This is a genomic window from Franconibacter pulveris, assembly GCF_056780215.1.
The window spans coordinates 2,544,413-2,567,473 of record NZ_CM165555.1 but is presented as its reverse complement, the minus strand read 5'-3'; the positions used below and the strand labels follow the sequence as shown (position 1 = coordinate 2,567,473).

Here is a 23,061-nt window from a genome sequence, read left to right as displayed (position 1 = left end):
GCGGGTTTATAACGGCCTTAGCTGTTAATATTACAGCCATTCCTGAGTATTTGCGGACGCCATAACAATGATGCAGCGATTCAGAAACGAAATGCAGTCTCTGGTTAACCGCGGCGTGGATCGCCATTTGCGGCTGGCCGTCACCGGCCTTAGCCGTAGCGGTAAAACCGCTTTTATCACCTCGCTGGTGAATCAACTCTTGTCAGTCAACAGCGGAGCCAGGCTGCCGCTCTTCAGCGCCGTGCGCGAAGAGCGCCTGCTCGGCGTAAAGCGCGTGCCGCAACGGGATCTCGGCGTGCCGCGTTTTGCCTATGACGAAGGCCTGGCGCAGCTTTACGGCGAGCCGCCCGCCTGGCCGACACCTACCCGCGGCGTCAGTGAAATGCGTCTGGCGCTGCGCTTTCGCTCGCGGGAATCTCTGCTGCGCCATTTCAAAGAAACCTCGACGCTTTATCTGGAAATTGTCGACTATCCCGGCGAGTGGCTGCTCGATTTGCCAATGCTGGCGCAGGATTACCTCAGCTGGTCGCGGCAAATGACCGGGCTGCTTAAAGGCGACCGTGAACTCTGGTCTCGCCGCTGGCGCACGCTGTGCGAAGGGCTGGACCCGCTGGCGCAGGCGGATGAAAACCGGCTGGCGGAAATTTCACAGGCGTGGACGGACTATTTGCTGGCCTGCAAGCGCGAAGGGCTGCACTTCATTCAGCCGGGGCGCTTCGTGCTGCCAGGCGACATGGCGGGCGCGCCAGCGCTGCAGTTTTTTCCCTGGCCCGACGTGGACGCCGTGGGAGAGTCAAAGCTGGCGCAGGCGGATAAATCGACCAACATCGGGATGCTGCGCGAGCGCTTCAACTATTACTGTGAGAAAGTGGTGAAGGGGTTCTATAAAAACCATTTTTTACGCTTCGATCGCCAGATTGTGCTGGTGGATTGTTTGCAGCCGCTTAACAGCGGGCCGCAGGCCTTCAACGACATGCGCCTTGCGCTAACGCAACTGATGCAGAGTTTTCACTACGGCCAGCGCACCCTGTTTCGCCGCCTCTTTTCGCCCGTGATTGATAAGCTGCTGTTCGCCGCCACCAAGGCGGATCACGTTACGGTAGACCAGCACGCTAACCTGGTGTCGCTACTGCAACAGCTGGTGCAGGATGCCTGGCAAAACGCCGCGTTCGAGGGCATCAGCATGGACTGCATGGGGCTTGCCTCCGTGCAGGCGACGCAAAGCGGGCTGGTCGATCATCACGGTGAGAAGATCCCGGCGCTGCGCGGCCACCGCTTGAGCGACGGCGCGCCGCTTACCTTTTATCCCGGAGAGGTGCCGCCGCGCCTGCCTGGCAGCGCATTCTGGGAAAGCCAGGGCTTCCAGTTTGAGAATTTTCGCCCGCAGGCGATGGATGTGGACCAGCCGCTGCCGCACATCCGGCTCGACGCCGCGCTGGAGTTTTTAACAGGAGACAAACTGCGATGAGCGACCCGATTAAACCGCGCATTGATTTTGCGCAGCCGCTGGAAGCCGAGAAGCGCGAACAGCTGAAAGCCGCCCGGGCGTTTAACGAACCGGAAGCGGAGAAATTTATCCCGGCGGCGACCGGCGAAGTGCTGGAAGAGGGGCAGGCAGAGGCGGTGGTGGAAGCCGCATTGCGGCCCCGGCGCAGCATCTGGCGGCGGATGGTGACCGCCGGACTTGCGCTCTTCGGCGCAAGCGTCGTGGCGCAGGGCGTACAGTGGACGATGAACGCCTGGCAAACCCAGGACTGGATAGCGCTTGGCGGCTGTGCCGCAGGCGGACTTATCGTGGCGGCGGGCGTCGGTTCGCTAGCCACCGAGTGGCGCAGGCTGTGGCGATTGCGCCAGCGCGCTGACGAGCGCGACGAAGCGCGGGAACTGCTGCATAGCCAGAGTATGGGCAAAGGGCGCGCCTTCTGCGAGAAGCTTGCCGCGCAGGCGGGGTTGGATCAGGGACACCCGGCGATGCAGCGCTGGTATGCGACGCTTCACGAAACCCATAGCGATCGCGAAGTGGTCACGCTGTATGCCCATCTGGTGCAGCCGGTGCTGGACAGCCAGGCGCGTCGGGAAATCAGCCGCTCGGCGGCGGAATCGACGCTGATGATTGCAGTCAGCCCGCTGGCGCTGGTGGACATGGCGTTTATCGCCTGGCGCAACCTGCGGCTTATCAACCGCCTCGCCGCCATTTACGGCATCGAACTGGGCTACTTTAGCCGCATCCGGCTGTTTCGCCTGGTGCTGCTGAATATCGCCTTCGCCGGCGCGAGCGAACTGGCGCGCGAGGTTGGTATGGACTGGCTTTCGCAGGATCTCGCCGCCCGGCTTTCCGCCAGAGCGGCGCAGGGCATTGGCGCGGGGCTTTTGACCGCCCGGCTTGGCATCAAAACGATGGAGCTTTGCCGCCCGCTGCCCTGGCTTGACGATGACAAACCCCGCCTGGGCGATTTTCGCCGTCAGCTTCTGACGCAGCTCAAAGAGACGATGCAAAAAGGCAAGGGCGGCGCGTAACGCCGCCCCGTTTACAGCCCAGCGCCCGTTTTTCCGTTACTCTGTAAATATTTGTTGACAGAATGTTCCGCACATCCTTCTTCTGAAGTATCATTCAGTTATTCGTTGCCTTTATACGTGTAGGTGCACTGATGCGTCTGGAAGTATTTTGTGAAGACCGCCTTGGTCTGACCCGCGAGCTGCTGGATCTTCTGGTGCTGCGCAATATCGATTTACGCGGGATTGAAATTGACCCTGTCGGGCGGATCTACCTGAATTTCGCCGAGCTGGAGTTTTCCGCCTTCAGCGACCTGATGACGGAAATCCGTCGCATTCCCGGCGTAACGGACGTCAGAAAAGTCCCCTGGATGCCTTCCGAGCGCGAGCACCGCTCGTTAAGCGCGCTGCTGGAAGCGCTGCCGGAACCGGTCTTTTCACTGGATATGAAAAGCAAGCTGGAGCTTGCCAATCCGGCGAGCTGCGCGCTCTTTAACCAGAATGAAGAACGGCTTCGCAACCATAACGCCGCCGCGTTGATTAACGGCTTTAACTTCCAGCGCTGGCTGGACAGCAACCCTGAGGGGTCGCACACCGAGCATGTCGTTATTAACGGCCAAAACTTCCTGATGGAAATCACCCCGGTGCATCTGGATGACGACGGCGGCGGTAGCGTACTGACGGGCGCGGTGGTGATGCTGCGCTCGACGGTGCGCATGGGGCGCCAGTTGCAGAACATTTCAAGCCAGGATCTCAACGCGTTCAGCCATATCATCGCCGTCAGCCCGAAAATGCGTCAGGTGGTGGAGCAGGCGCGCAAAATGGCGATGCTCAACGCGCCGCTGCTGATAGTGGGCGACACGGGGACCGGTAAAGACTTGCTGGCGCACGCCTGCCATCAGGCGAGCCCGCGCGCGGGCAAACCTTACCTCGCGCTTAACTGCGCTTCAATCCCGGAAGATGTGGTGGAAAGCGAGCTGTTTGGCCATGCGCCGGGCGCTTACGCTAACGCCGTGGAAGGGAAAAAAGGCTTTTTTGAGCAGGCTAACGGCGGCTCGGTGCTGCTGGATGAGATAGGCGAGATGTCCCCGCGCATGCAGGCGAAGCTGTTGCGTTTTCTTAACGACGGCACATTTCGCCGGGTGGGCGAAGAGCACGAGGTGCATGTGGACGTGCGCGTCATTTGCGCCACGCAAAAAAACCTGGTGGAGCTGGTGCAGAAAGGGGCGTTCCGCGAAGATCTTTATTACCGGTTGAACGTCCTGACTCTCAATCTGCCGCCGCTGCGCGATCGTCCGCAGGACATCATGCCGCTGACGGAAATGTTCGTTGCCCGCTTTGCCGACGAGCAGGGAATTGCGCGTCCAAAACTGGCGCACGATCTAAGTACGGTGCTGACGCGCTACGGCTGGCCGGGCAACGTTCGCCAGTTGAAAAACGCCGTCTATCGCGGGCTTGCCCAGCTTGAAGGGTATGAACTGCGACCGCAGGATATTTTGCTGCCCGATTTTGACGCCGCCGCGCTGCCGGTGGGCGAAGAGGCGATGGAAGGCTCGCTTGACGATATTACCCGCCGCTTCGAACGGTCGGTGCTGGTCCAGCTTTATCGCACCTATCCCAGCACCCGGAAACTGGCCCGCCGCCTTGGCGTTTCGCATACGGCAATCGCTAACAAGCTGCGCGAATACGGCCTGAGCCAGCGCAAAGGCGAAGAATAAAAAAACCTCCCGCAGGAGGTTTTTCTGATTAAACCCCTCTGCGAGGGGTTTTTTTATGTGGCGATTACGCCTTCAGCGCATCCAGCGCCGCGTCGTAGTTCGGCTCGTGGGTGATTTCATTTACCAGCTCGCTGAAGACCACTTCGTCGTTTTCGTTGATAACCAGCACGGCACGCGCGGTCAGGCCTTTGAGCGCGCCTTCGCTGATGCCCACGCCGTAAGCCTGCTGGAACTCCGGGTTACGCAGGGTGGAGAGGGTGATAACGTTGCTCAGGCCTTCCGCGCCGCAGAAGCGAGACTGGGCGAACGGCAGGTCGGCGGAGATGCACAGCACCACGGTATTCTCCATATCGGTCGCCAGCTGGTTGAACTTGCGTACAGAGGCCGCGCAGACGCCGGTATCAATGCTCGGGAAAATGTTCAGTACTTTGCGCTTACCGGCAAACTGGCTCAACGCGACATCAGACAGATCTTTGGCGACCAGGCTAAACGGCTGAGCCTTGCTGCCTGCCTGCGGGATCTGACCTGCTACGGAAACCGGGTTGCCCTGAAAATAGACGACTTGTGACATGATTATCTTCCTGTTTACATATAGTTAACGTCGCCGCTAGTTTAAGTCATCATTACCGCCTTGAATATAAAAAACTGAACGGCAGGGCAACTTTCTCCTCGCTATACTGAGGCAAAGCCCGATGCGAGGAAAATAATGAGAAGCGTAAAAGTCTATCAGGAAGCCTGGCCCCTGCACTCCCCCTTTGTCATTGCCCGGGGCAGCCGTAATGAGGCGACCGTCGTAGTGGTGGAATTGGTGGAAGAGGGCATTAAAGCCGCAGGGGAATGCACCCCTTACCCGCGTTACGGCGAGAGCGTGGATTCCGTCATGGCGCAGATTATGGCGGTAGGGCCGCAGCTGGAGGCGGGGCTCGACCGCGCTGGGCTGCAAACGCTTCTGCCCGCAGGGGCGGCCCGCAATGCGATAGACAGCGCGCTGTGGGATCTTGAAGCGCGGCGCAGCGGTCAGAACCTGTCTTCGCTGCTGCACATCGCGATGCCGCAGACTATCACCACCGCCCAGACCGTTTCTATCGGTACGCCGGATCAGATGGCGGCGAGCGCGGCGGCGCTGTGGGAGAAAGGGGCGCGGCTGCTGAAAGTGAAACTCGACGATCATCTGCTTACCGAACGTATCGTCGCCATTCGCGAAGCGGCGCCGCAGGCGCTGTTAATCGTCGATGCCAACGAATCCTGGCGCAGCGAGGGGCTGGCGGCCCGCTGCCAGTTGCTGGCGGATCTCGGCGTAGCCATGCTTGAGCAACCTTTGCCGGCGAATGACGATAAGGGGCTGGAAACCTTTATTCATCCCCTGCCCATTTGCGCCGATGAAAGCTGTCACACGCGAGAAAGCCTGCCGGGACTCGCCGGGCGTTACGAGATGGTCAACATTAAGCTTGATAAAACCGGCGGTCTGACGGAAGCGCTGGCGCTGGCGCAGCAGGCGAAAGCGCAGGGGTTCGGTCTCATGCTGGGCTGCATGCTTTGCACTTCCCGGGCCATCAGCGCCGCATTGCCGCTGGCGCCGCTGGTGCGCTTCGCCGACCTCGACGGTCCCACCTGGCTTGCGGTGGATGTCGAGCCATCCCTTAACTTCACGACCGGCACGCTTCATCTTTGAGGTTGCCAGTGCAGCAGCGCTGTCATAGGCGCCAGATAGCGCTCGGTGGCTTCGTCAGCGGAGATAGCCGGAAACTCCGCTGTAATGCAGGGCAGATCCATGTCGGCGCACCAGCTGCCGAACGAGCCTGGCGTTTCGTACCCGACGCTGCCTACCAGCGGCAGGGCGAAGGCGCTGGCAAGCCATTCGCCAAGCGGGCTGCGCGCCGGGTCTTCAATGCAGCCCAGCGGATCGTGAAAGGAGACTATCCACGCGGGTTTGATCTGATGAATAAGCTGACAAAGCGCGGCGGTTTCCGGCTCGGAGGCGGGTTGCTCGCCGGTGGAGAGCGTGACGTCGCGCGCGTCGGCGGCGCTGTTCCAGCGATAAACCGTCTCGCCCGGCTTCCAGTTGGCAGCGGGGAAGTTACGGTTGAGATCCACCCCGCGCGCGTTAGCGCGCAGGCCAAGCTGGCAACCGTCCGGGTTCACCGCCAGCACCACCGAATGCAGACGGTGGCTTGATTCCAGCGTGCGAAGCGCGCAGGAGAGCGTCACCATCGCCGCGTTTTCATCGCCATGCGTGCCGGCAATAATAAGCCCGCTCTGCGCGCTGGGCTGCGTGGCGGGAAACCAGAGCAGCGGAGCGCCGAGCGCGGATGCGCCGTAGCGTTCCGCGCCAGGCGGCAGTGGCCCGCGCTGCGGGCGAGGACGTATAGCGGTCATGGAGTACCTTAATCTGGTGGCGGGGTTTCTGGCAGTGTTGTGCAAAACTGCTGATAATTCAACTTGCTCCTCTATCCGGTTTCGCTTCCAGCGAACGTGCAAAAAGCGCACGCGCGGTTTGCAATTGCTGCCGATAACCCAAATAATTCGCCAACACGAAACCCAATGACGGGTTGCGCTAACTAACGAGAGGGGATCGCATGAAGTTTCCTGTTTATCTTTCCGCAGGCGCGCTCTGGGTGGCCAGTACGCTATCTGTGGCATGGGCTGCACAAGTGCCGCCTGGCGTGAATCTGGCGCAGCGCCAGGAACTGGTGCGCCATATCAAAGATGAACCCGCGACGCTGGACCCGGCAAAGGTCGTCGGTCTGCCGGAAATTCAGGTGCTTCGCGATCTTTTTGAAGGCCTGGTCAACCAGAATGAAAAAGGCGAACTCTCGCCCGGCGTGGCGACAAAGTGGCAGAGCATCGACAACCGAATCTGGACCTTCACCTTAAGAGATAACGCGCGCTGGTCCGATGGCACGCCGGTCACGGCGCAGGATTTCGTCTACAGCTGGCGGCGTCTGGTTGACCCTAAAACGACCTCTTCTTTCGCCTGGCTTGCGGCGCTTGGCGGCATCACCAACGCGCAGGCGATAATCGACGGCAAAATGCCTGCGGATAAGCTCGGCGTCAGCGCGGTGGATGCGCGTACGCTGAAGGTGCAGCTGGATAAGCCGGTGCCTTATTTCCCGAATCTTACCGCCAACGTCGCGCTTTACCCGGTGCCGGGCTCTGTTATCGAAAAGCAGGGCGCTGACTGGACTCGTCCCGGCAGCCTGGTCGGTAACGGCGCCTTTGTGCTGAGTGAACGGGTAGTGAACGAAAAACTGGTGGTCGTTCCTAATAAAAACTACTGGGACAACGGTAACACGGTGTTGAAAAAGGTCACTTTCTTGCCAATAAACCAGGAATCCGCCGCCACCAAACGCTACCTTGCGGGCGATATCGACATTACTGAGTCTTTCCCGAAAAACCTCTACCAGAAACTCTTAAAGCAGATCCCGGGCCAGGTTTATACGCCGCCGCAGCTGGGCACCTATTATTACGCCTTCAATACGCAAAAAGGCCCAACGGCGGACAGGCGCGTTCGTCTGGCGCTGAGCATGAGTATCGATCGCCGACTGATTGCTGAAAAAGTGCTGGGCACCGGCGAAAAACCCGCCTGGCGATTTACGCCGGACGTGACGGCAGGCTTTACGCCCGCGGCTGGCATGATGGAAGAGACCAGCCAGCAGGAGTTAAACCTGCAGGCGAAAACGCTGTTGCAGGCGGCGGGGTACGGCCCGGGGCGTCCGCTTAAGCTGACGCTGCTCTACAACACCTCTGAAAACCATCAGAAAATAGCTATCGCTGTGGCGTCGATGTGGAAGAAGAATCTGGGCGTTGATGTGAAGCTGCAAAACCAGGAGTGGAAAACGTATATCGACAGCCGCAATACCGGTAACTTTGACGTGATTCGCGCCTCGTGGGTAGGGGACTATAATGAACCGTCCACCTTTCTTTCGCTCCTGACCTCAACGCACAGTGGCAACATCGCCCGCTTTAAGGATCCGGCTTACGACAAGGTGCTTGAGCAGGCGAGCCTTGAGAGCGACGCAAAGGCGCGTAATGCAGACTATAACGAGGCGGAAAATATTATCGCCAGCCAGGCTCCGATTGCGCCCATTTATCAATACACCAACGGACGCCTGATTAAGCCCTGGGTAAAAGGTTATCCCATCAATAACCCGGAAGATGTCGCCTACAGCCGTACGATGTACCTTATTAAGCATTAAGCGGCAGCGCTCGAGATGAACCGTTCCTGGTGAAAGCGCCTGGCACAGGTTTGATTTAACCCCTGGCAAAGAAGATAGCGGGGAGCACGAGGGGCGATGACGCCCCTCGCGTATTTATGACGCGGTTATGTTCGCAGTGATATGCGCTTTGTTACCCATTCGCGCCTCAATGATTTTGTATGAAAAGTTCTCCTGCGCCGGAAGCCAGAAAACGCAAAATCAAACGGTAGGCTCTGAGCTGCCAACATCTGTGAGTTTCCCGCTGCGTTGTTGAACATATTTTCCTGGCGGAAGGCCGACATGGCGGGTAAACGCCACGCTGAACGCGCTGGCGGAGCTATAACCGATGCGTTCCGCCACTGCAGAGATACTGACGTCAGACCGGCAAAGCCACTGCATGGCAAGCGTCATTCGCCACGACTGGAGATATCCCATCGGCGTGATGCCCGTCATTGCCGTAAAACGCTCAAACAAGGTTGAGCGCGATAAGGCGCAGCCGCTCGCCAGTTCCTTTACCGTCCACCGGCGGGCCGGCTGCTGGTGTATGAGCCGTATAGCCTGCGCGATGCGGGTATCAGCCAGACCGCGCATCAGGCCAGGCGTGGCAAGGGTTTCTGTTGAGCGGATAGCCTCAATAAAAAGCAATTCAATAATTCGGGCAAGAATGAAATCTTTACCGGAACGCTGCGCCTGCGCCTCATCTCTGAGCAGGGCGACGAGCAGCGCCAGACGCTTTTCATCGCGCGCTAAAACAAACTCTGGCAGAAGCGAAACCAGCAGACCGGCATCCGATGAATCAGACACACAGTGTCCTATCAACGCCAGCATTTGCGCTGGCGCGTGCAGATCCCCAAGCCTGAAATGCCCGTCTGCCACTTTTACCGGGAGCGTGTCTTCAGCATCGGCAGCAGGAGGGACAATGCTGGTCAGCGCGAAATGGTAAGCCGCCGGTATCAAAACAAAATCACCGGCATTCAGCGTGAGCGGGTCATGATTTTCTAACTCAAGCCGACAGGCCCCCTCAAGAACGGCGCAGTAAAACGGCTGCCCCTGCTCTGAACGCCGCACCCTCCAGGCATCTGCACCAGTAATGGTTTTGGAGAGCGACGCCCTGAGCTTAAGCATGGCGATCACTTCCGCTAACGGGTCGGTCATTTCCGGACTCTCGCTAAAGAAACAGGGATTCCTGAATATATATCGTCCAGCGGCAGGCGTCTATTATTCGTACAGGCACATCACTGACTGGAGTACACATGAAAACGGTTATGATTACTGGCTGTTCATCAGGGTTTGGTCTGGAAACAGCACATTATTTTTTAGCGCAAGGCTGGAACGTTATCGCCACCATGCGCGAACCCAGAGAAAACCTTCTCCCCTCGGGCGATCGTTTACGTCTGCTGCGCCTGGACGTGACAAAACAGGAGAGCATCGATCGGGCTATCGCTGAGGCCGGGCATATTGACGTACTGGTAAACAATGCGGGCGTCGGCATGTTAAATGCGCTGGAGGGGGTTTCGGCAGATGCCGTGAGGGAAGTGTTTGAAACCAATACGCTTGGGACAATTGCGATGACCCGCGCCGTACTCCCGCAGTTCAGAGAGCGACGCGCAGGTGTGGTTATCAATGTGACTTCCGCTGTCACCCTCAAGCCGCTGCCCCTGCTTGCGGTTTACTCCGCCAGCAAGGCGGCGGTGAACGCTTTCACCGAATCTCTGGCGATGGAAGTCAGGCCGTTCAATATCCGCGTGGGGCTTATCCTTCCGGGACGCGCGCCAGCGACCCGCTTTGGTGAAAATGCCCAACGCATCATGGGCAATATTCCTGAGGATTACAGGGCGCTGAGCCAGCGTGTGTTTAACGGTATGGAGGAAAACGAAAGGGTGACGCATCCCGCAGATGTCGCAAAAGCAATCTGGCAGATGGCAAACGAGCCTGATACGCCGATGCGCCTGCCGGCAGGAGAGGATGCGCTGGAAATGGCTGGCCTGCTTGCATAAGTTGAGAGCGTTGAAACGGCCTGCCTGCTGTATAAACCGCTACGCAGCGCAGGCTTATCCTGCCGCGAGGTATAGCGCTAACGACAGGCCGCCTGGCGTCGTTTTTTTACCCGCCTTCGACGCGCCGGAAGGGGTATCGCTCCCTGATGGCGCGATCGAAATAGCGCCCTTTTGATGGCGCGCGCATCAGTTGCGCCCAGGTTTGCTGCGGCACATTAAGGTAGTGATAAACGGTGCCGTTGCGAAAGGCGATTTCCAGCACCCGGTTATCCATGTCATAGCCCACGGAATCAAGGCTCGAGGAGACCACATTCTCTCGTAGCAAGGTATTATCTCCAGAGGGGTAATGTAAACAGTATAAATGCAGAAAGAGGTGTCAGAAATTCATCTGGCAGGATAGTGATATGGGGATGAAATAAGCTAAAAAGAAGCGTTTAAAATAAAAAAAGTTCCAGCGTAACGAGAGAGGATTTGCAAAAAATAAATTGGACAACGTCCCGGTAAAATAACGCGCCCTGGCTATACTCAGTGCTCCTGATACAGGTTTTTTTGGGGGTGTGTATGACAGACCGTCCTGATTATGATGAGCCTTTACCGGATGACGAATCCGTACCGCTGGATGATGACGAGCCATTAGACGATCCGCTGGATGAGGATGATGACTATATCGACTCGCCAGAGGATGGCGCGGATGATATCGACCCGCTTGATGATGATGAAGATATCGATGATACGCGCCCGTTATGAGGCTTAAACGCTGAATAATCAGCCGCCTGCGGGCGGCTTTTTCATGTCGCCAGGGAAATGGCTTCCTCCGTGAAGCCGCGATCCCCTGGTGTTGGGATAAGGTCACACTCAGCAAAGTCTGATCACAATTGCGCTTCTGGCAAGCGTAGCCGAACCTTTTAGGATTTGTACCATACGGATGGTCTGAAAATTGACGAATGCAGGCGGGGCGTGGGGAAAGGTCGATAAAAAAGTTGATCTGCGTCATAAAAAGTCGCATAGTTCAGCGCCACAAATGCTTACCTTTTGCAACTCCATGACACTCTATCAACATATGCTTATCTTTTACGCCGTAGTGGCGATGATCGCTGCGGTCATCACGTTTTTCATCGCTAAAGACCGGATGCGCATCAAGCTGCTGAGCGCGGCGCTGGTAGGAGCGACCTGGCCGATGAGTTTTCCTGTCGCGCTGCTGGTAGCGTTATTCTGACCGGGCGACCTTTGCGGTTGCCTGCCGCTGACTTCCTTTTTTGCCTGTCAGTTCATCCTTAATCTCGTCCCCGTTCTCATGCCGCTGCGTAATTCTGCTGCGGTAGGGTAATGCTATTCGAAACGGTATTTTCCCTCTTTCTTTTTCTCGCCTGAATAAGCGAAGCGTAAAACCAGAAGAGTGAGTTAACTTATTTCTCCCGAGGCCTGATTTAATAATCATAAGCAAAAAGAAAGCGCCGAACAGCGTATTGACATGATGTTAAACAGTATCAGACGAAGCGGGTTGCTTCGCGACGCAAGGTGGCTAGACTGAGTGAATTGTTATTGCGTAAGGAGGCAAGGTGGACGCAATTAAAGGATCGGATGTGAATGTGCCGGATGCGGTTTTCGCCTGGATGCTGGACGGCAAGGGCGGCGTAAGGCCGCTCGACGATGATGAAATAATTGATAAAAACCATCCCTGCTGGTTGCACCTTAACTATACCAACCCGGAAAGCGCCCAGTGGCTCGCCACGACGCCCTTGCTGCCGAACGCCGTGCGCGATGCGCTGGCAGGGGAGAGCTTGCGACCGCGAGTCACGCGCATGGGCGAGGGAACGCTTATCACCCTGCGCTGCATCAACGGCAGCACCGATGAACGCCCCGACCAGCTTGTGGCGATGCGCCTGTACATGGACGAACGGCTGATTGTCTCAACGCGCCAGCGCAAAGTCCTGGCGCTGGATGACGTGGTAAATGACCTGAATGAGGGCTCCGGCCCGACGGACGGCGGCAGCTGGCTTGTAGATATTTGCGATGCGCTGACCGATCACGCCAGCGAGTTTATTGAAGAGCTGCACGATAAGATTATCGATCTCGAAGATAATTTGCTCGACCAGCAAGTGCCGCCGCGCGGTCATCTTGCGTTGTTGCGCAAGCAGCTCATCGTGATGAGACGCTACATGACGCCGCAACGCGACGTCTATTCCCGCCTCGCCAGCGAGCGTTTTAACTGGATGAGCGACGACCATCGTCGCCGTATGCAGGATATCTCGGACCGACTTGGCAGGGGGCTTGATGAAATCGACGCCTGTATCGCCCGTACGGCCGTGATGTCTGATGAAATATCCCAGCTGATGCAGGAGTCGCTGGCGCGCCGCAGCTATACCATGTCGCTGATGGCGATGGTGTTTCTGCCCAGCACCTTTTTAACCGGTCTGTTTGGCGTTAACCTCGGCGGCATTCCCGGCGGCGAATGGCATTTCGGCTTTAGCCTGTTCTGTATGCTGTTGGTGGTATTGATAGGCGGCGTTACGTGGTGGTTACATCGTAGTAAATGGCTGTAAATATTAACTATTTTAACAAAATATAAACATGAAAAGGCAGTTTAACTTGAGCCATATCAAAACATGCGCTCTCGTTTCGGGGCATTATCTCTCTCGCAGGTGAATGCAACGTCAAGCGATGGGCGTTGCGCTCCATATTGTCTTACTTCCTTTTTTGAATTACTGCATAGCACAATTGATTCGTACGACGCCGACTGAATAAGTCGGCTTTTTTTTGCCTCTTTATCCTGAGCCACTACGCTTAAAGGGACGGCATCTGCCACTTTCAGGAGGCAAGCATGAACGATGATTTTCCGCGACGCATGAGCGACCCTGTACCCACCGATCCGGTGCCCGTACCCGATCCTATCCCTAAACCGCAGCCCATTCCTGACCCGCCGCTTGAGCCAGACCCGAAACCGATTGTCGATCCGCCGCCCTATATGCGCTAAGGCTTTGAGAAACGTGCCCCGCAGAACGCGGGGCACGAAAGAGAAGAGATTATTTGATTTCGACCACGTCGAGACGCAGGGCAAGCGGATCGTTGTCCTCTTCTTCCGGCTGCCAGCCGGCTGGCTGCATCGGGATCGCTTCACGGTCGAAGGCGAGATCGCCGCCAGCCACCACTTCCGCGCCGTGCTGAAGGCCTTTGAAGTCGAAAAGCGCTGTATCGCACAGGTGTGAAGGCACCACGTTCTGCATCGCGCTGAACATGGTTTCGATGCGGCCCGGATAGCGCTTATCCCAGTCGCGCAGCATATCGGCAATGACCTGGCGCTGCAGATTCGGCTGCGACCCGCAGAGGTTGCACGGAATAATCGGGAAGCCTTTCGCCGTGGAGAACCGCTCAATGTCTTTCTCGCGGCAGTAGGCGAGGGGACGAATAACGATATGTTTGCCGTCATCGCTCATCAGTTTCGGCGGCATGCCTTTCATCTTGCCGCCGTAGAACATATTCAAAAACAGCGTCTGCAGAATATCGTCGCGGTGGTGGCCCAGCGCGATTTTCGTCGCGCCAAGCTCGGTCGCGGTACGGTAGAGAATACCGCGGCGCAGGCGGGAACAGAGTGAACAGGTGGTTTTCCCTTCCGGGATCTTCTCTTTCACGATGCCGTAAGTGTTCTCTTCGACAATTTTGTATTCCACGCCAAGAGAATCAAGGTATTGCGGCAGAATATGCTCCGGGAAGCCTGGCTGTTTCTGGTCAAGGTTCACCGCGACCAGACTAAAATTCACCGGCGCGCTCTGTTGCAGATTGCGCAGGATCTCCAGCATGGTATAGCTGTCTTTGCCGCCAGAGAGGCAAACCATAATGCGGTCGCCTTCTTCAATCATGTTGAAATCGGCGATGGCTTCGCCTACGTTGCGGCGCAGACGCTTCTGAAGCTTGTTGAGGTTATACTGCTCTTTTTTGCTAATTTCTTGATTCTCTGACATTTATTCGTTGTCCACGTTGACAGGTGACGCCAGGATAACAATAGGGCCCAGCGTGCGAGTATGGCGTTAAGCGCAGGTTCAGGCCAGTGGGCTTCACCTTTATAAGGTAAACGCCGGCGGGTTTTCGCGGCGTCCTGCTGCTGCGCTCAGTGTGGCGTGTATGGTACGGATTACGGCGACGAATGCCAGCGCGTTTTGCTGCTTAAGCAACGGCTTGTTGACCGGGAAATCAAAGTCAGCGCTTGGTTTTTTGCCTGGCGGCGGTGGTTGCGGCGAAGAAAAGCATAAAGCGAAGCGCCACAAAACAATTTAAATATAATGCTTGCGTAAAAAAGAAGGGCGTGCGTTAATAGCGTCCTCGGTTTGATATACAGACCCGATCATAAGCAGTTAGTAAAGCAGTTCTCTCTCAGGCGTTATCCTTCGATACCTCTCCTCTTTGAGTCTCCACTTAAGCTCTGATTAAATTCTGTCTCAGACCTCATTCGCCGGAAGGCTACAATCAAAAAGGTAAAATTATGTCTACTAAAATGACTGGTATCGTTAAATGGTTCAACTCCGAGAAAGGCTTTGGCTTTATTTCTCCGGTTGACGGCAGCAAAGACGTTTTCGTGCATTTTTCTGCAATTCAGAGCGACGCATACCGCACGCTGGAAGAAGGTCAGAAAGTTGAGTTCTCTGTTGAGCAAGGCCAGAAAGGCCCGGCAGCAGCGAACGTGGTCGCTCTCTAAGGACGCCACTCAGCTTATGCATTTTAAATGTCCATGCTGCCAGGGATCGCAGTACCGGACGTCGCATTTTGACGTATCGGAAAAGAATCCGTACGGCGCCAAATGTATTTTTTGCAAATCGAATATGCAGGTGAGCATGCAGCCCACGGAATATAAGCGTACTGCAATAATGCAAAACGGTTATCGCGCTGCGCTGTAAATTTATTTGCCGGGAAATAAACTCCACGTTATTTCCGCAAAATAAGTAAACAGCCACCTGTAATAAAACCCGCCCTGCGCGGGTTTTTTGCGTTTATAAAAGACCCTTTCACGTTTGAGTCCAGAGACGATTCAACGCGCAAAGCGCGACGCTTTATGCGAGGATACGCGCTTTACGCTTTCTTATGAGCAGAGATTTATGACCCAGGCTTCGTTTTCATCCCTTAACGCACTTCCCCCCGAGCAGCTTAGCAACCTTGAGGCGCTGGGCTACCATACCATGACGCCGGTTCAGGCGGCCTCGCTGCCGGCGATTCTTGCGGGCAGCGACGTGCGGGCGCAGGCGAAAACGGGTAGCGGTAAAACCGCCGCTTTCGGCCTGGGCGTGCTGGCGCGTATGGACGCCTCGCGTTTTTCCACCCAGTCGCTGATCCTGTGCCCGACGCGCGAGCTGGCGGATCAGGTGGCGAATGCGCTGCGCCGTCTGGCGCGCCATCTGCCGAACGTAAAAGTGCTGACGCTTTGCGGCGGCCAGCCGTTCAATATTCAGCGCGATTCGCTCGCCCATGCGCCGCACATTATTGTCGCCACGCCTGGCCGACTGCTGGAGCATCTGTCAAAAGGCACCGTTAAGCTGGACGAACTCCAGACGCTGGTGCTGGATGAGGCGGACCGCATGCTCGATATGGGCTTTAGCGATGATATTGATGAGGTTATCCGCTTTAGTCCGCAACAGCGCCAGACGCTGCTCTTTTCCGCCACCTGGCCTGCGGCTATCGCCGCGGTGAGCGAAAGGGTACAGCGCAACCCGGTAACGATTGATATCGACAGCGTCGAGGCCTTGCCCGACGTTGAGCAACGTTTCTTCGAAGTGACGGCGCGCGAGAAAATCTCCCTGCTGCAAACGCTGCTCAGCGAACGTCAGCCCGCTTCCTGCGTGGTTTTCTGCAATACCCGTAAAGCCTGCCAGGAGGTGTGCGACGCGCTCAACGCCAGCCAGCAGAGCGCGCTGGCACTGCATGGCGATATGGAGCAGCGCGACCGCGACCAGACGCTGGTGCGCTTTGCCAACGGCAGCAGCCGCGTGCTGGTGGCGACTGACGTGGCGGCCCGCGGCCTGGATATCAAGGCGCTGGAAATGGTTATCAACTTTGAAATTGCCTGGGAGCCGCAGGTGCACGTTCATCGCATCGGCCGCACCGCGCGGGCGGGCGAGCAGGGGCTGGCGGTCAGCTTCTGTGCCCCGGAAGAGATTTCGCGGGCCAACGCGCTGGCGGATATGCTCAAGCTTGATATCGAGTGGCAAACGCCGCCCGCGCGCCGCATCGTGAAGCCGCTGGAAGCGGAAATGGCGACGCTGTGCATCGATGGCGGCAAAAAAGCCAAAATGCGTCCGGGCGACGTGCTCGGCGCGCTGACGGGTGACGTGGGCTTAAGCGCGGCGGATATCGGCAAAATAGACGTTTATCCGATACACGTTTATGTGGCGGTGCGTCAGGCGCTGGCGCGAAAAGCGTACAAGCAACTGCAGCAAGGCAAAATCAAGGGCAAAAGCTGCCGCGTACGCTTCCTGAGTTGATACCTTTCCTATAAAAAAGGCCGCTTTCGCGGCCTTTTTGCTTACTCGGTACCGGCTTTTTCCGCCTTGCCCGCCATCTGCGCCAGGAAGTCGTAGCGCTTTTGCAGGTCGGCGGCGGCATCCTTCCACAGCTGTTCCGCCACCTCGGGCTGCTGGGCGTTCAGGCGGCGGAAGCGTTGCTCGGCAAGCAGCGTTTCCGCCAGCGCATCGGAAGGCGGACGCGAATCGAGCGCCAGCGGCAGCTTGCCCTCCTCAGCGCGGCGCGGGTCGAAGCGGTAGAGCGGCCAGAAGCCGGTCGCGGTGAGCTGGCGCATCTGGTCATGGCTCAGCGCAAGATCGTAGCCGTGCTCTTCGCAGGGGCTGTAAGCGATGATAAGCGAAGGGCCAGGGTACGCCTCCGCTTCCTGTATCGCTTTCACCGTCTGGTTAAGCTGTGCGCCAAGCGAGATTTGCGCCACATAAACGTGGCCGTACATCATCATGCTGACGCCCAGATCCTTACGGGCTTTACGCTTGCCATGCTCGCCAAATTTAGTGACGGCGCCGAGCGGCGTCGCTTTCGACGCCTGGCCGCCGGTATTGGAGTAACACTGGGTATCGAGTACGAGGATATTGACGTTTTCAGTCAGGCTCAGGACATGGTCAAGACCGCCAAAACCGATATCGTACGCCCAGCCATCGCCGCCGATAAGCCAGATTGATTTTTCCACCAGCGCATCGGCATCGGTCAGAAGCTGTTGCGCATCGACGTCATCGACATTCGCCAGCTGCTGGCGCAGCGCGGCTACCTGTTCCCGGCGCACTGGCGGCGTCGCCTCTGCGCGCAGTTGCGCGTTCAGCTCGGGAGTAAGCCTGTCGGCAAACTTATCCAGCAGGCGCATCACCCGCGCTTTGTGCTGGTCTACCGTCAGGCGAAAGCCAAGCCCAAACTCCGCGTTATCTTCAAAGAGCGAATTCGCCCATGCCGGGCCGCGGCCGTTGGCATCGGTGGTGTAAGGCGTGGAGGGCAGGTTGCCGCCGTAAATCGAGGAGCAGCCGGTGGCGTTGGCAATCAGCAAGCGGTCGCCGTACAGCTGAGTCAGCAGCTTAATATAGGGCGTTTCGCCGCAGCCGGAACAGGCGCCGGAGTATTCAAACAGCGGCGTAATAAGCTGCGAGGTACGAATATCGATGCGCTCAAGCGTTGTGCGGTCGATCTCCGGCAGGCTGAGGAAAAAGTCGTAATTCACTTTCTCTTCTTCCACATGCTCAAGGCGAGACATCATGTTGATGGCCTTAACCTCCGGGTTTTCACGATCTTTCGCCGGACACACTTCCACGCAGAGGTTGCAGCCGGTGCAATCTTCAGGCGCAACCTGCAATACATATTTCTGGCCGCGCATATCGCGGGATTTCACATCCAGCGAATTCAGCGAGGCCGGGGCGTCAGCCATCGCTTCAGGGGAAACCACTTTAGCGCGTATCGCCGAATGCGGGCAGGCGGCGACGCAGTGGTTGCACTGGGTGCAAAGTTCAGGTTTCCAGATGGGAATCGCTTCCGCGATATTGCGTTTTTCCCAGCGGGTGGTGCCGAGCGGCCAGGTGCCGTCTGGCGGCAGCGCCGAGACCGGCAACGCGTCGCCAAGGCCCGCCAGCATGGCGGCGGTAACGGTTTTGACAAAATCGGGCGCGGCGTCGGAAACAACCGGCGGACGCAGCGGGCTTTGCGGGTTCACCGCTTCACGGCTGACCTCAAACAGCGATTCGCGGGCCAGCGCCAGCGCCTGCCAGTTGCGCTCCACCAGCTCCTGGCCTTTGCTGCTGTAGCTTTTGGCAATTGCGGCCTGCAGCGCCTGCAGCGCGGCGTCGCCCGGCAGGATCTGCGTGAGGTGGAAAAACGCCATCTGCATAACGGTGTTAATGCGCGCGCCAAGGCCGCACTCGCGGGCGATTTTCGCCGCGTTAACCACGTACACTTTCGCGTGCTTATGGTTCAGTACTGCCTGCACCTCTTGCGGGAGCCGGCGCCACACTTCATCCGGCGCATAAGGCGTATTGATAAGGAAAATGCCGCCGGGTTTCAGCCGTTCGGCCATCTGGTATTTATCGATAAACTGTAGCTGGTGGCAGCCGACAAAATCCGCCTGGCTCACCAGATAGGCGGAGTTGATTGGCCGCTCGCTGACCCGCAGGTGGGAAACCGTCAGGCCGCCCGCTTTTTTCGAGTCGTAGACAAAATAGCCCTGCGCGTAAAATGGCGTGGCGTTACCGATGATCTTAATGTTGTTTTTGGTGGCGGAAACGCTGCCGTCGCTGCCAAGCCCGTAAAACAGCGCCTCCAGCCTTGCGTGAGAAGGCAGCGTGTTTTCCGGCAACGGTAAAGAAAGATGAGTGACGTCATCGTAAATCCCCACCGTAAAGCGCGCTTTCGGCTGCTGCGCCTTCAGCTCGGTAAACACTGCCAGCGCGCACTCCGGGCCGAACTCTTTCGAGGAAAGCCCGTAACGTCCGCCAATAACGCGCGGCAGGGTTTCGCGCTCGCCCGCATTGAACGCTTCGGCAAGCGCCGTCATCACATCAAGGTAAAGCGGCTCCGCCTGCGCGCCAGGCTCTTTGGTGCGATCGAGCACCGCAATGCGCTTCGCGCTTTCCGGCAACGCCGCCAGTAAATGCTTCGCGCTGAAAGGGCGGTAAAGGCGCACTTTCAGCACGCCCACTTTTTCGCCCTGCGTCAGCAGTTCGTCCACCACCTCTTCGCAGGTGCCGATAGCGGAGCCCATTACAACGATAACGCGTTCCGCCTGCGGATGGCCGTAATAATCAAACGGGCGATAGTGACGACCCGTGGCCTGCGCAAAGTCGTTCATCGCCGTGTCGACATGATCGTAAACGGCGTTGTACCACGGGTTGGTCGCTTCGCGGGACTGGAAGTAAGTGTCGGGGTTGGCGGAGGTGCCGCGAATCACCGGATGCTCCGGGTTCAGCGCGCGGGCGCGGTGGGCGTCGATCTCCGCCTGCGGCATCAGGCTGCGGATGGTGTCGTCCGCCAGCGGCACGATTTTGTTGATTTCATGCGAAGTGCGAAAGCCATCGAAGAAATGGATAAACGGCACGCGGCTTTTCAGGGTGGCGACATGGGAAATCAGCGCAAAGTCCTGCGCTTCCTGCACGCTGCTCGCGCAGAGCATCGCGCAGCCGGTCTGGCGTACCGCCATCACATCGGAATGGTCGCCGAAAATAGACAACGCATGGGTCGCGACCGTGCGCGCCGCCACGTGCAGCACGAAAGGGGTAAGCTGGCCCGCAAGCTTATAGAGCGTCGGGATCATCAGCAGCAACCCCTGGGAAGAGGTAAACGAGGTGGAGAGGGCGCCGGTTTGCAGCGCGCCGTGCACCGTGGCGATGGCCCCGGCCTCGGATTGCATCTCCACCACACGCGGCGTATCGCCCCAAACGTTTTTCAGGCCATTGCCCGCCCAGGCGTCCGCCTGCTCCGCCATGGTTGAACTGGGGGTGATGGGGTAAATGGCGATGACTTCACTGGTGCGAAACGCCACCGAAGCAACCGCGCCATTGCCGTCGATTGTGATCATAAGTGACCCTTAGAGTGCGCAAAATTGAGGGATGCGTGATACGGCGACGCACCCTGTCGTAATACCTCAATTTTAGCAAACCGCCAGGCCAGACATTTTCGCTTTTGTGTACTGTGTCAGTCAGATGGTAAAAAAAACCGCAAAATTATCAGGGAAACAAGCACGCCGCGCTAAACCTCATACCCCAACGCGCGGATCACCGCTTCCATCGCCTCTTGCGTCAGCTCAGAGCGTTTCACTTTCTGGTTCGCTAAGGCAGTACGCACGACGCCCGCAATAACAACATGCTTAGGCTCCTGGCCGAGGTCGCGCATCTCCAGCACCACTTTGCCCACCACCCGGCACATTTCCTGATACAGTTCTTCATCTCTACGTATTTTGTCCATATCCGCCTCGTTTTATGGGGGTTTACAGGCAGCATAACATCCGCGACGCGTAAAGCTAAACAGCGAAGAAATCAGCCCGTTGGCGCCTGTTCACCGCCGTGAAAAAGCAGACTCCGCCTCTCGCGCCTTATCTTGCGCGCGTGAACAAGCGAAACGGCGGAAGAAGTAAAATTGCTAAAAAATGTGTTTAAGCGGGCAAAAGCCGCGATCCGAGGCTCGACGCTGGCGGTCAAGGTGGCCTATGATGCTGGAGTTTTTCTGGTCATCGAAAGGGGAGAATCATGCGTGCAGCGTTTTTAGTGGGATGTGCCGCGTTAGTTTTATCGGCATGCAGTAGCGAACCCGAACAGCAGGCGACGGCGGCTCACGTTTCGCCTGGCCTGCGTGCGGCGATGTCCGACTCCGGGCAGGCCAACTGCGCAATGGTGGGCGGGTCGCTCTCCATCGCGCGTCAGTTAGATGGTTCCGCTATCGGCATGTGCGCGCTGCCCAACGGTAAACGCTGTAGTGAAAGCGCCCTGGCCTCAGGCAGCTGCGGCAACTACTGATTAGTTGACCAGATCCGCCAGCTTATAAGTCAGCGTATGCTGGCTGGTTTCCAGCACCAGCGTCTTTTGCGACTGGCTTACTTTGGCGCCCTGCGTCAACATTTCGCCAATCAGCGTATCCAGCTCGTTCAGGCGTGGCTCGGCGCAGAGCATCCGCGTTGAGGCCATGCCTTTCACCTTCAACACATCGCCGTGCAGTTCGCCCTGGCCCATAAAGCGGTTACACATGCTGCCTGAAACATGCAGGCTCTCGCCAAAGCTTATTTCCGGCATGCGGGTAGAGGCGTCGAGCGGCGCGCCATCTACGGTAGAAAGCACGTAGCGGTGGTGAACCAGCTGCTGTGCCGTCACTCTGGCTTTATGGCCTGGCGTCGCGCATCCCGCAAGGACAACGGCAGCCAGTGCAAGCGCAACGTATTTTTTCATATCGCCTCCCTGATATTCACATCATCAATGATTCACGCCAGTCTGCCTGCCAGCTGACGCGAAATCATCGGATATATTCTTAAAAATCAGTACAGCGCGTTTGGACAAGCTTCGCCTTTTTCCAGCTGGCGCAGGTTTTCAAGCGTAGTGCGAGAAATGCTGATTAGCGCCTCTTCGGTTAAAAACGCCTGATGGCCGGTAAACAGGACGTTGTGGCAGGCGGAGAGGCGACGGAACACGTCATCCTGAATCACGTCGTTAGACTTGTCTTCAAAGAAGAGGTCGCGCTCGTTCTCATACACGTCCATGCCCAACGCGCCGATTTTTTGCATCTTCAGCGCTTCGATGGCGGCCTGCGAGTCGATAAGCCCGCCGCGGCTGGTGTTGATGATCATCACGCCATCTTTCATCTTCTCAAACGCGGTGCGATTCAGCAGATGGTAGTTATCTTTGGTGAGCGGACAGTGCAGGGAGATAACATCCGACTGGGAAAACAGCGTATCCACATCGACATACTCCACGCCAAGCTCAAGCGCCGCCGCGCTGGGGAAAGGGTCGGACGCCAGCAGGCGCATGCCGAAACCTTTCAGGATGCGCAGCGCCGCCACGCCGATTTTCCCGGTGCCGATAACCCCCGCGGTTTTGCCGTACATCGTAAAACCGGTGAGTCCTTCCAGCGAGAAGTTAGCGTCGCGCGTGCGCTGATAGGCGCGGTGAATACGACGATTAAGGCACATCATCATGCCGACAGCATGTTCGGCAACCGCTTCAGGCGAGTAGGCCGGTACGCGCACCACCTGCATTCCCAGCTCTTTCGCCGCGTCCAGATCGACATTATTAAAGCCTGCGCAGCGCAGCGCGATAAATTTCACGCCATGCTTTTTCAGCTCTTCCAGCACCGGACGGCTGCCGTCATCGTTAACGAAAATACAGACCCCTTCACAGCCGTTGGCGGTTTTAGCGGTTTTTTCCGTTAACAGGAAGTCGAAAAATTCAATTTCAAAGCCAAACTCTTCGTTAACATGCTGCAAGTACTTTTTATCGTACTGCTTTGTGCTGTAGACGGCCAGTTTCATAAGACTTTCTCCAGTGTTGTACTGCATTCACGGTAGCATAGTTAAAATAATCTTACAAAGTTTAAAAAATAATTAATATTTCAGGCGCTTATCGCTGTTTTAAGCATAATAGTTTAGTTCAATGACGGTCGGCTTCACCTGCAGCGGCTAAACTGACACAATACGGCGCTCTGGCGCGTAAT

Annotated in this window: 22 protein-coding genes and 1 pseudogene; 14 read left to right on the top strand and 9 right to left on the bottom strand. The window is 57.2% G+C overall.

Annotated features, from left to right (window positions below; all coding sequences use genetic code 11):
• The first annotated feature begins 70 nt into the window (after positions 1 to 70).
• The 3 genes from ACU4F7_RS12140 (at position 71) to tyrR (ending at position 4,211) form a co-directional block, all read left to right on the top strand.
• Positions 71 to 1,468 (top strand): YcjX family GTP-binding protein, encoded by a 1,398-nt coding sequence (locus ACU4F7_RS12140; RefSeq protein ID WP_481638726.1) that lies wholly within the window; start codon positions 71 to 73, stop codon positions 1,466 to 1,468.
• Positions 1,465 to 2,517: a YcjF family protein gene (locus tag ACU4F7_RS12135; protein WP_029591574.1), complete on the top strand. Its 1,053-nt coding sequence runs from the start codon at positions 1,465 to 1,467 to the stop codon at positions 2,515 to 2,517. Before ACU4F7_RS12140 ends, ACU4F7_RS12135 begins: the two co-directional genes overlap by 4 nt.
• Positions 2,518 to 2,648: 131 nt before the next feature.
• Positions 2,649 to 4,211: a transcriptional regulator TyrR gene (tyrR, locus tag ACU4F7_RS12130; RefSeq protein ID WP_029591575.1), complete on the top strand. Its 1,563-nt coding sequence runs from the start codon at positions 2,649 to 2,651 to the stop codon at positions 4,209 to 4,211.
• Between the two features lie 64 nt (positions 4,212 to 4,275).
• Here the strand turns inward: tyrR and tpx are convergent, their stop codons facing one another.
• Positions 4,276 to 4,782: a thiol peroxidase gene (gene tpx / locus ACU4F7_RS12125; RefSeq protein ID WP_024561294.1), complete on the bottom strand. Its 507-nt coding sequence runs from the start codon at positions 4,780 to 4,782 to the stop codon at positions 4,276 to 4,278.
• A gap of 135 nt (positions 4,783 to 4,917) precedes the next feature.
• Between tpx and ycjG the strand changes: the two genes are divergently transcribed.
• Positions 4,918 to 5,883 carry an L-Ala-D/L-Glu epimerase gene (ycjG, locus tag ACU4F7_RS12120; RefSeq protein ID WP_029591576.1) on the top strand — a complete coding sequence of 322 codons (966 nt, stop codon included), beginning with the start codon at positions 4,918 to 4,920 and terminating at the stop codon, positions 5,881 to 5,883.
• Here ycjG and mpaA read toward each other — a convergent pair.
• Positions 5,874 to 6,587, bottom strand: coding sequence for a murein tripeptide amidase MpaA (mpaA, locus tag ACU4F7_RS12115; protein WP_481637009.1), 714 nt, complete (start codon positions 6,585 to 6,587; stop codon positions 5,874 to 5,876). The two genes, ycjG and mpaA, sit on opposite strands and share 10 nt — an antisense overlap.
• 200 nt (positions 6,588 to 6,787) lie before the next feature.
• Here mpaA and ACU4F7_RS12110 point away from each other — a divergent pair, with 200 nt between their 5' ends.
• Positions 6,788 to 8,407 carry a peptide ABC transporter substrate-binding protein gene (locus ACU4F7_RS12110; protein WP_029591578.1) on the top strand — a complete coding sequence of 540 codons (1,620 nt, stop codon included), beginning with the start codon at positions 6,788 to 6,790 and terminating at the stop codon, positions 8,405 to 8,407.
• Between the two features lie 219 nt (positions 8,408 to 8,626).
• Here the strand turns inward: ACU4F7_RS12110 and ACU4F7_RS12105 are convergent, their stop codons facing one another.
• Entirely contained in the window at positions 8,627 to 9,562 is a 936-nt protein-coding gene (locus ACU4F7_RS12105) for an AraC family transcriptional regulator (RefSeq protein WP_481637008.1), read from the bottom strand.
• Positions 9,563 to 9,660: 98 nt separating this feature from the next.
• Here ACU4F7_RS12105 and ACU4F7_RS12100 point away from each other — a divergent pair, with 98 nt between their 5' ends.
• Positions 9,661 to 10,404: an SDR family oxidoreductase gene (locus ACU4F7_RS12100; RefSeq protein WP_481637007.1), complete on the top strand. Its 744-nt coding sequence runs from the start codon at positions 9,661 to 9,663 to the stop codon at positions 10,402 to 10,404.
• A gap of 106 nt (positions 10,405 to 10,510) precedes the next feature.
• Here ACU4F7_RS12100 and ACU4F7_RS12095 read toward each other — a convergent pair whose 3' ends face one another.
• Positions 10,511 to 10,729: a KTSC domain-containing protein gene (locus ACU4F7_RS12095; RefSeq protein WP_481637006.1), complete on the bottom strand. Its 219-nt coding sequence runs from the start codon at positions 10,727 to 10,729 to the stop codon at positions 10,511 to 10,513.
• A 236-nt stretch (positions 10,730 to 10,965) separates the two neighbouring features.
• Here ACU4F7_RS12095 and ACU4F7_RS12090 point away from each other — a divergent pair, with 236 nt between their 5' ends.
• From ACU4F7_RS12090 to ynaL, 4 genes are all read left to right on the top strand, one after another.
• Positions 10,966 to 11,151, top strand: coding sequence for a hypothetical protein (locus ACU4F7_RS12090; protein ID WP_024557710.1), 186 nt, complete (start codon positions 10,966 to 10,968; stop codon positions 11,149 to 11,151).
• 295 nt (positions 11,152 to 11,446) lie between these two features.
• Entirely contained in the window at positions 11,447 to 11,620 is a 174-nt protein-coding gene (locus ACU4F7_RS12085) for a GhoT/OrtT family toxin (protein WP_481637005.1), read from the top strand.
• 343 nt (positions 11,621 to 11,963) lie between these two features.
• Positions 11,964 to 12,947 carry a zinc transporter ZntB gene (zntB, locus tag ACU4F7_RS12080; RefSeq protein WP_481637004.1) on the top strand — a complete coding sequence of 328 codons (984 nt, stop codon included), beginning with the start codon at positions 11,964 to 11,966 and terminating at the stop codon, positions 12,945 to 12,947.
• A 278-nt stretch (positions 12,948 to 13,225) separates the two neighbouring features.
• Positions 13,226 to 13,378 carry a proline-rich small protein YnaL gene (gene ynaL, locus ACU4F7_RS12075; protein WP_162531810.1) on the top strand — a complete coding sequence of 51 codons (153 nt, stop codon included), beginning with the start codon at positions 13,226 to 13,228 and terminating at the stop codon, positions 13,376 to 13,378.
• A gap of 49 nt (positions 13,379 to 13,427) precedes the next feature.
• On the opposite strand, the gene ttcA is transcribed toward ynaL, so the two are convergent.
• Positions 13,428 to 14,363 carry a tRNA 2-thiocytidine(32) synthetase TtcA gene (ttcA, locus tag ACU4F7_RS12070; protein WP_481637003.1) on the bottom strand — a complete coding sequence of 312 codons (936 nt, stop codon included), beginning with the start codon at positions 14,361 to 14,363 and terminating at the stop codon, positions 13,428 to 13,430.
• Between the two features lie 518 nt (positions 14,364 to 14,881).
• Between ttcA and cspE the strand changes: the two genes are divergently transcribed.
• The 3 genes and pseudogenes from cspE (at position 14,882) to dbpA (ending at position 16,871) form a co-directional block, all read left to right on the top strand.
• The gene (gene cspE, locus ACU4F7_RS12065) at positions 14,882 to 15,094 is read left to right on the top strand and encodes a transcription antiterminator/RNA stability regulator CspE (protein WP_024557707.1); all 213 of its coding nucleotides are present in this window, start codon (positions 14,882 to 14,884) and stop codon (positions 15,092 to 15,094) included.
• Positions 15,045 to 15,221, top strand: a pseudogene (ymcF, locus tag ACU4F7_RS12060) (cold shock small protein YmcF); the annotation flags it as partial. The gene cspE and the pseudogene ymcF, both read left to right, overlap by 50 nt.
• A 270-nt stretch (positions 15,222 to 15,491) precedes the next feature.
• Positions 15,492 to 16,871, top strand: coding sequence for an ATP-dependent RNA helicase DbpA (gene dbpA / locus ACU4F7_RS12055; protein WP_481637002.1), 1,380 nt, complete (start codon positions 15,492 to 15,494; stop codon positions 16,869 to 16,871).
• A 41-nt stretch (positions 16,872 to 16,912) separates the two neighbouring features.
• Here the strand turns inward: dbpA and nifJ are convergent, their stop codons facing one another.
• Both nifJ and fumD read right to left on the bottom strand, forming a co-directional pair.
• Complete coding sequence (nifJ, locus tag ACU4F7_RS12050; RefSeq protein ID WP_481637001.1) at positions 16,913 to 20,443, bottom strand: pyruvate:ferredoxin (flavodoxin) oxidoreductase; 3,531 nt, start codon at positions 20,441 to 20,443, stop codon at positions 16,913 to 16,915.
• Positions 20,444 to 20,613: 170 nt separating this feature from the next.
• A complete protein-coding gene (gene fumD / locus ACU4F7_RS12045; protein WP_029591585.1) occupies positions 20,614 to 20,829 on the bottom strand; it encodes a fumarate hydratase FumD in 216 nt (71 codons plus the stop codon).
• Between the two features lie 281 nt (positions 20,830 to 21,110).
• Between fumD and ACU4F7_RS12040 the strand changes: the two genes are divergently transcribed.
• Positions 21,111 to 21,377, top strand: coding sequence for a putative hemolysin (locus ACU4F7_RS12040; protein WP_029591586.1), 267 nt, complete (start codon positions 21,111 to 21,113; stop codon positions 21,375 to 21,377).
• Here ACU4F7_RS12040 and hslJ read toward each other — a convergent pair whose 3' ends face one another.
• Positions 21,378 to 21,803, bottom strand: a complete 426-nt coding sequence (gene hslJ, locus ACU4F7_RS12035; RefSeq protein ID WP_481637000.1) for a heat shock protein HslJ — start codon at positions 21,801 to 21,803, stop codon at positions 21,378 to 21,380.
• An 86-nt stretch (positions 21,804 to 21,889) separates the two neighbouring features.
• Positions 21,890 to 22,879, bottom strand: a complete 990-nt coding sequence (locus ACU4F7_RS12030) for a 2-hydroxyacid dehydrogenase (protein WP_481636999.1) — start codon at positions 22,877 to 22,879, stop codon at positions 21,890 to 21,892.
• Positions 22,880 to 23,061: the final 182 nt, after the last annotated feature.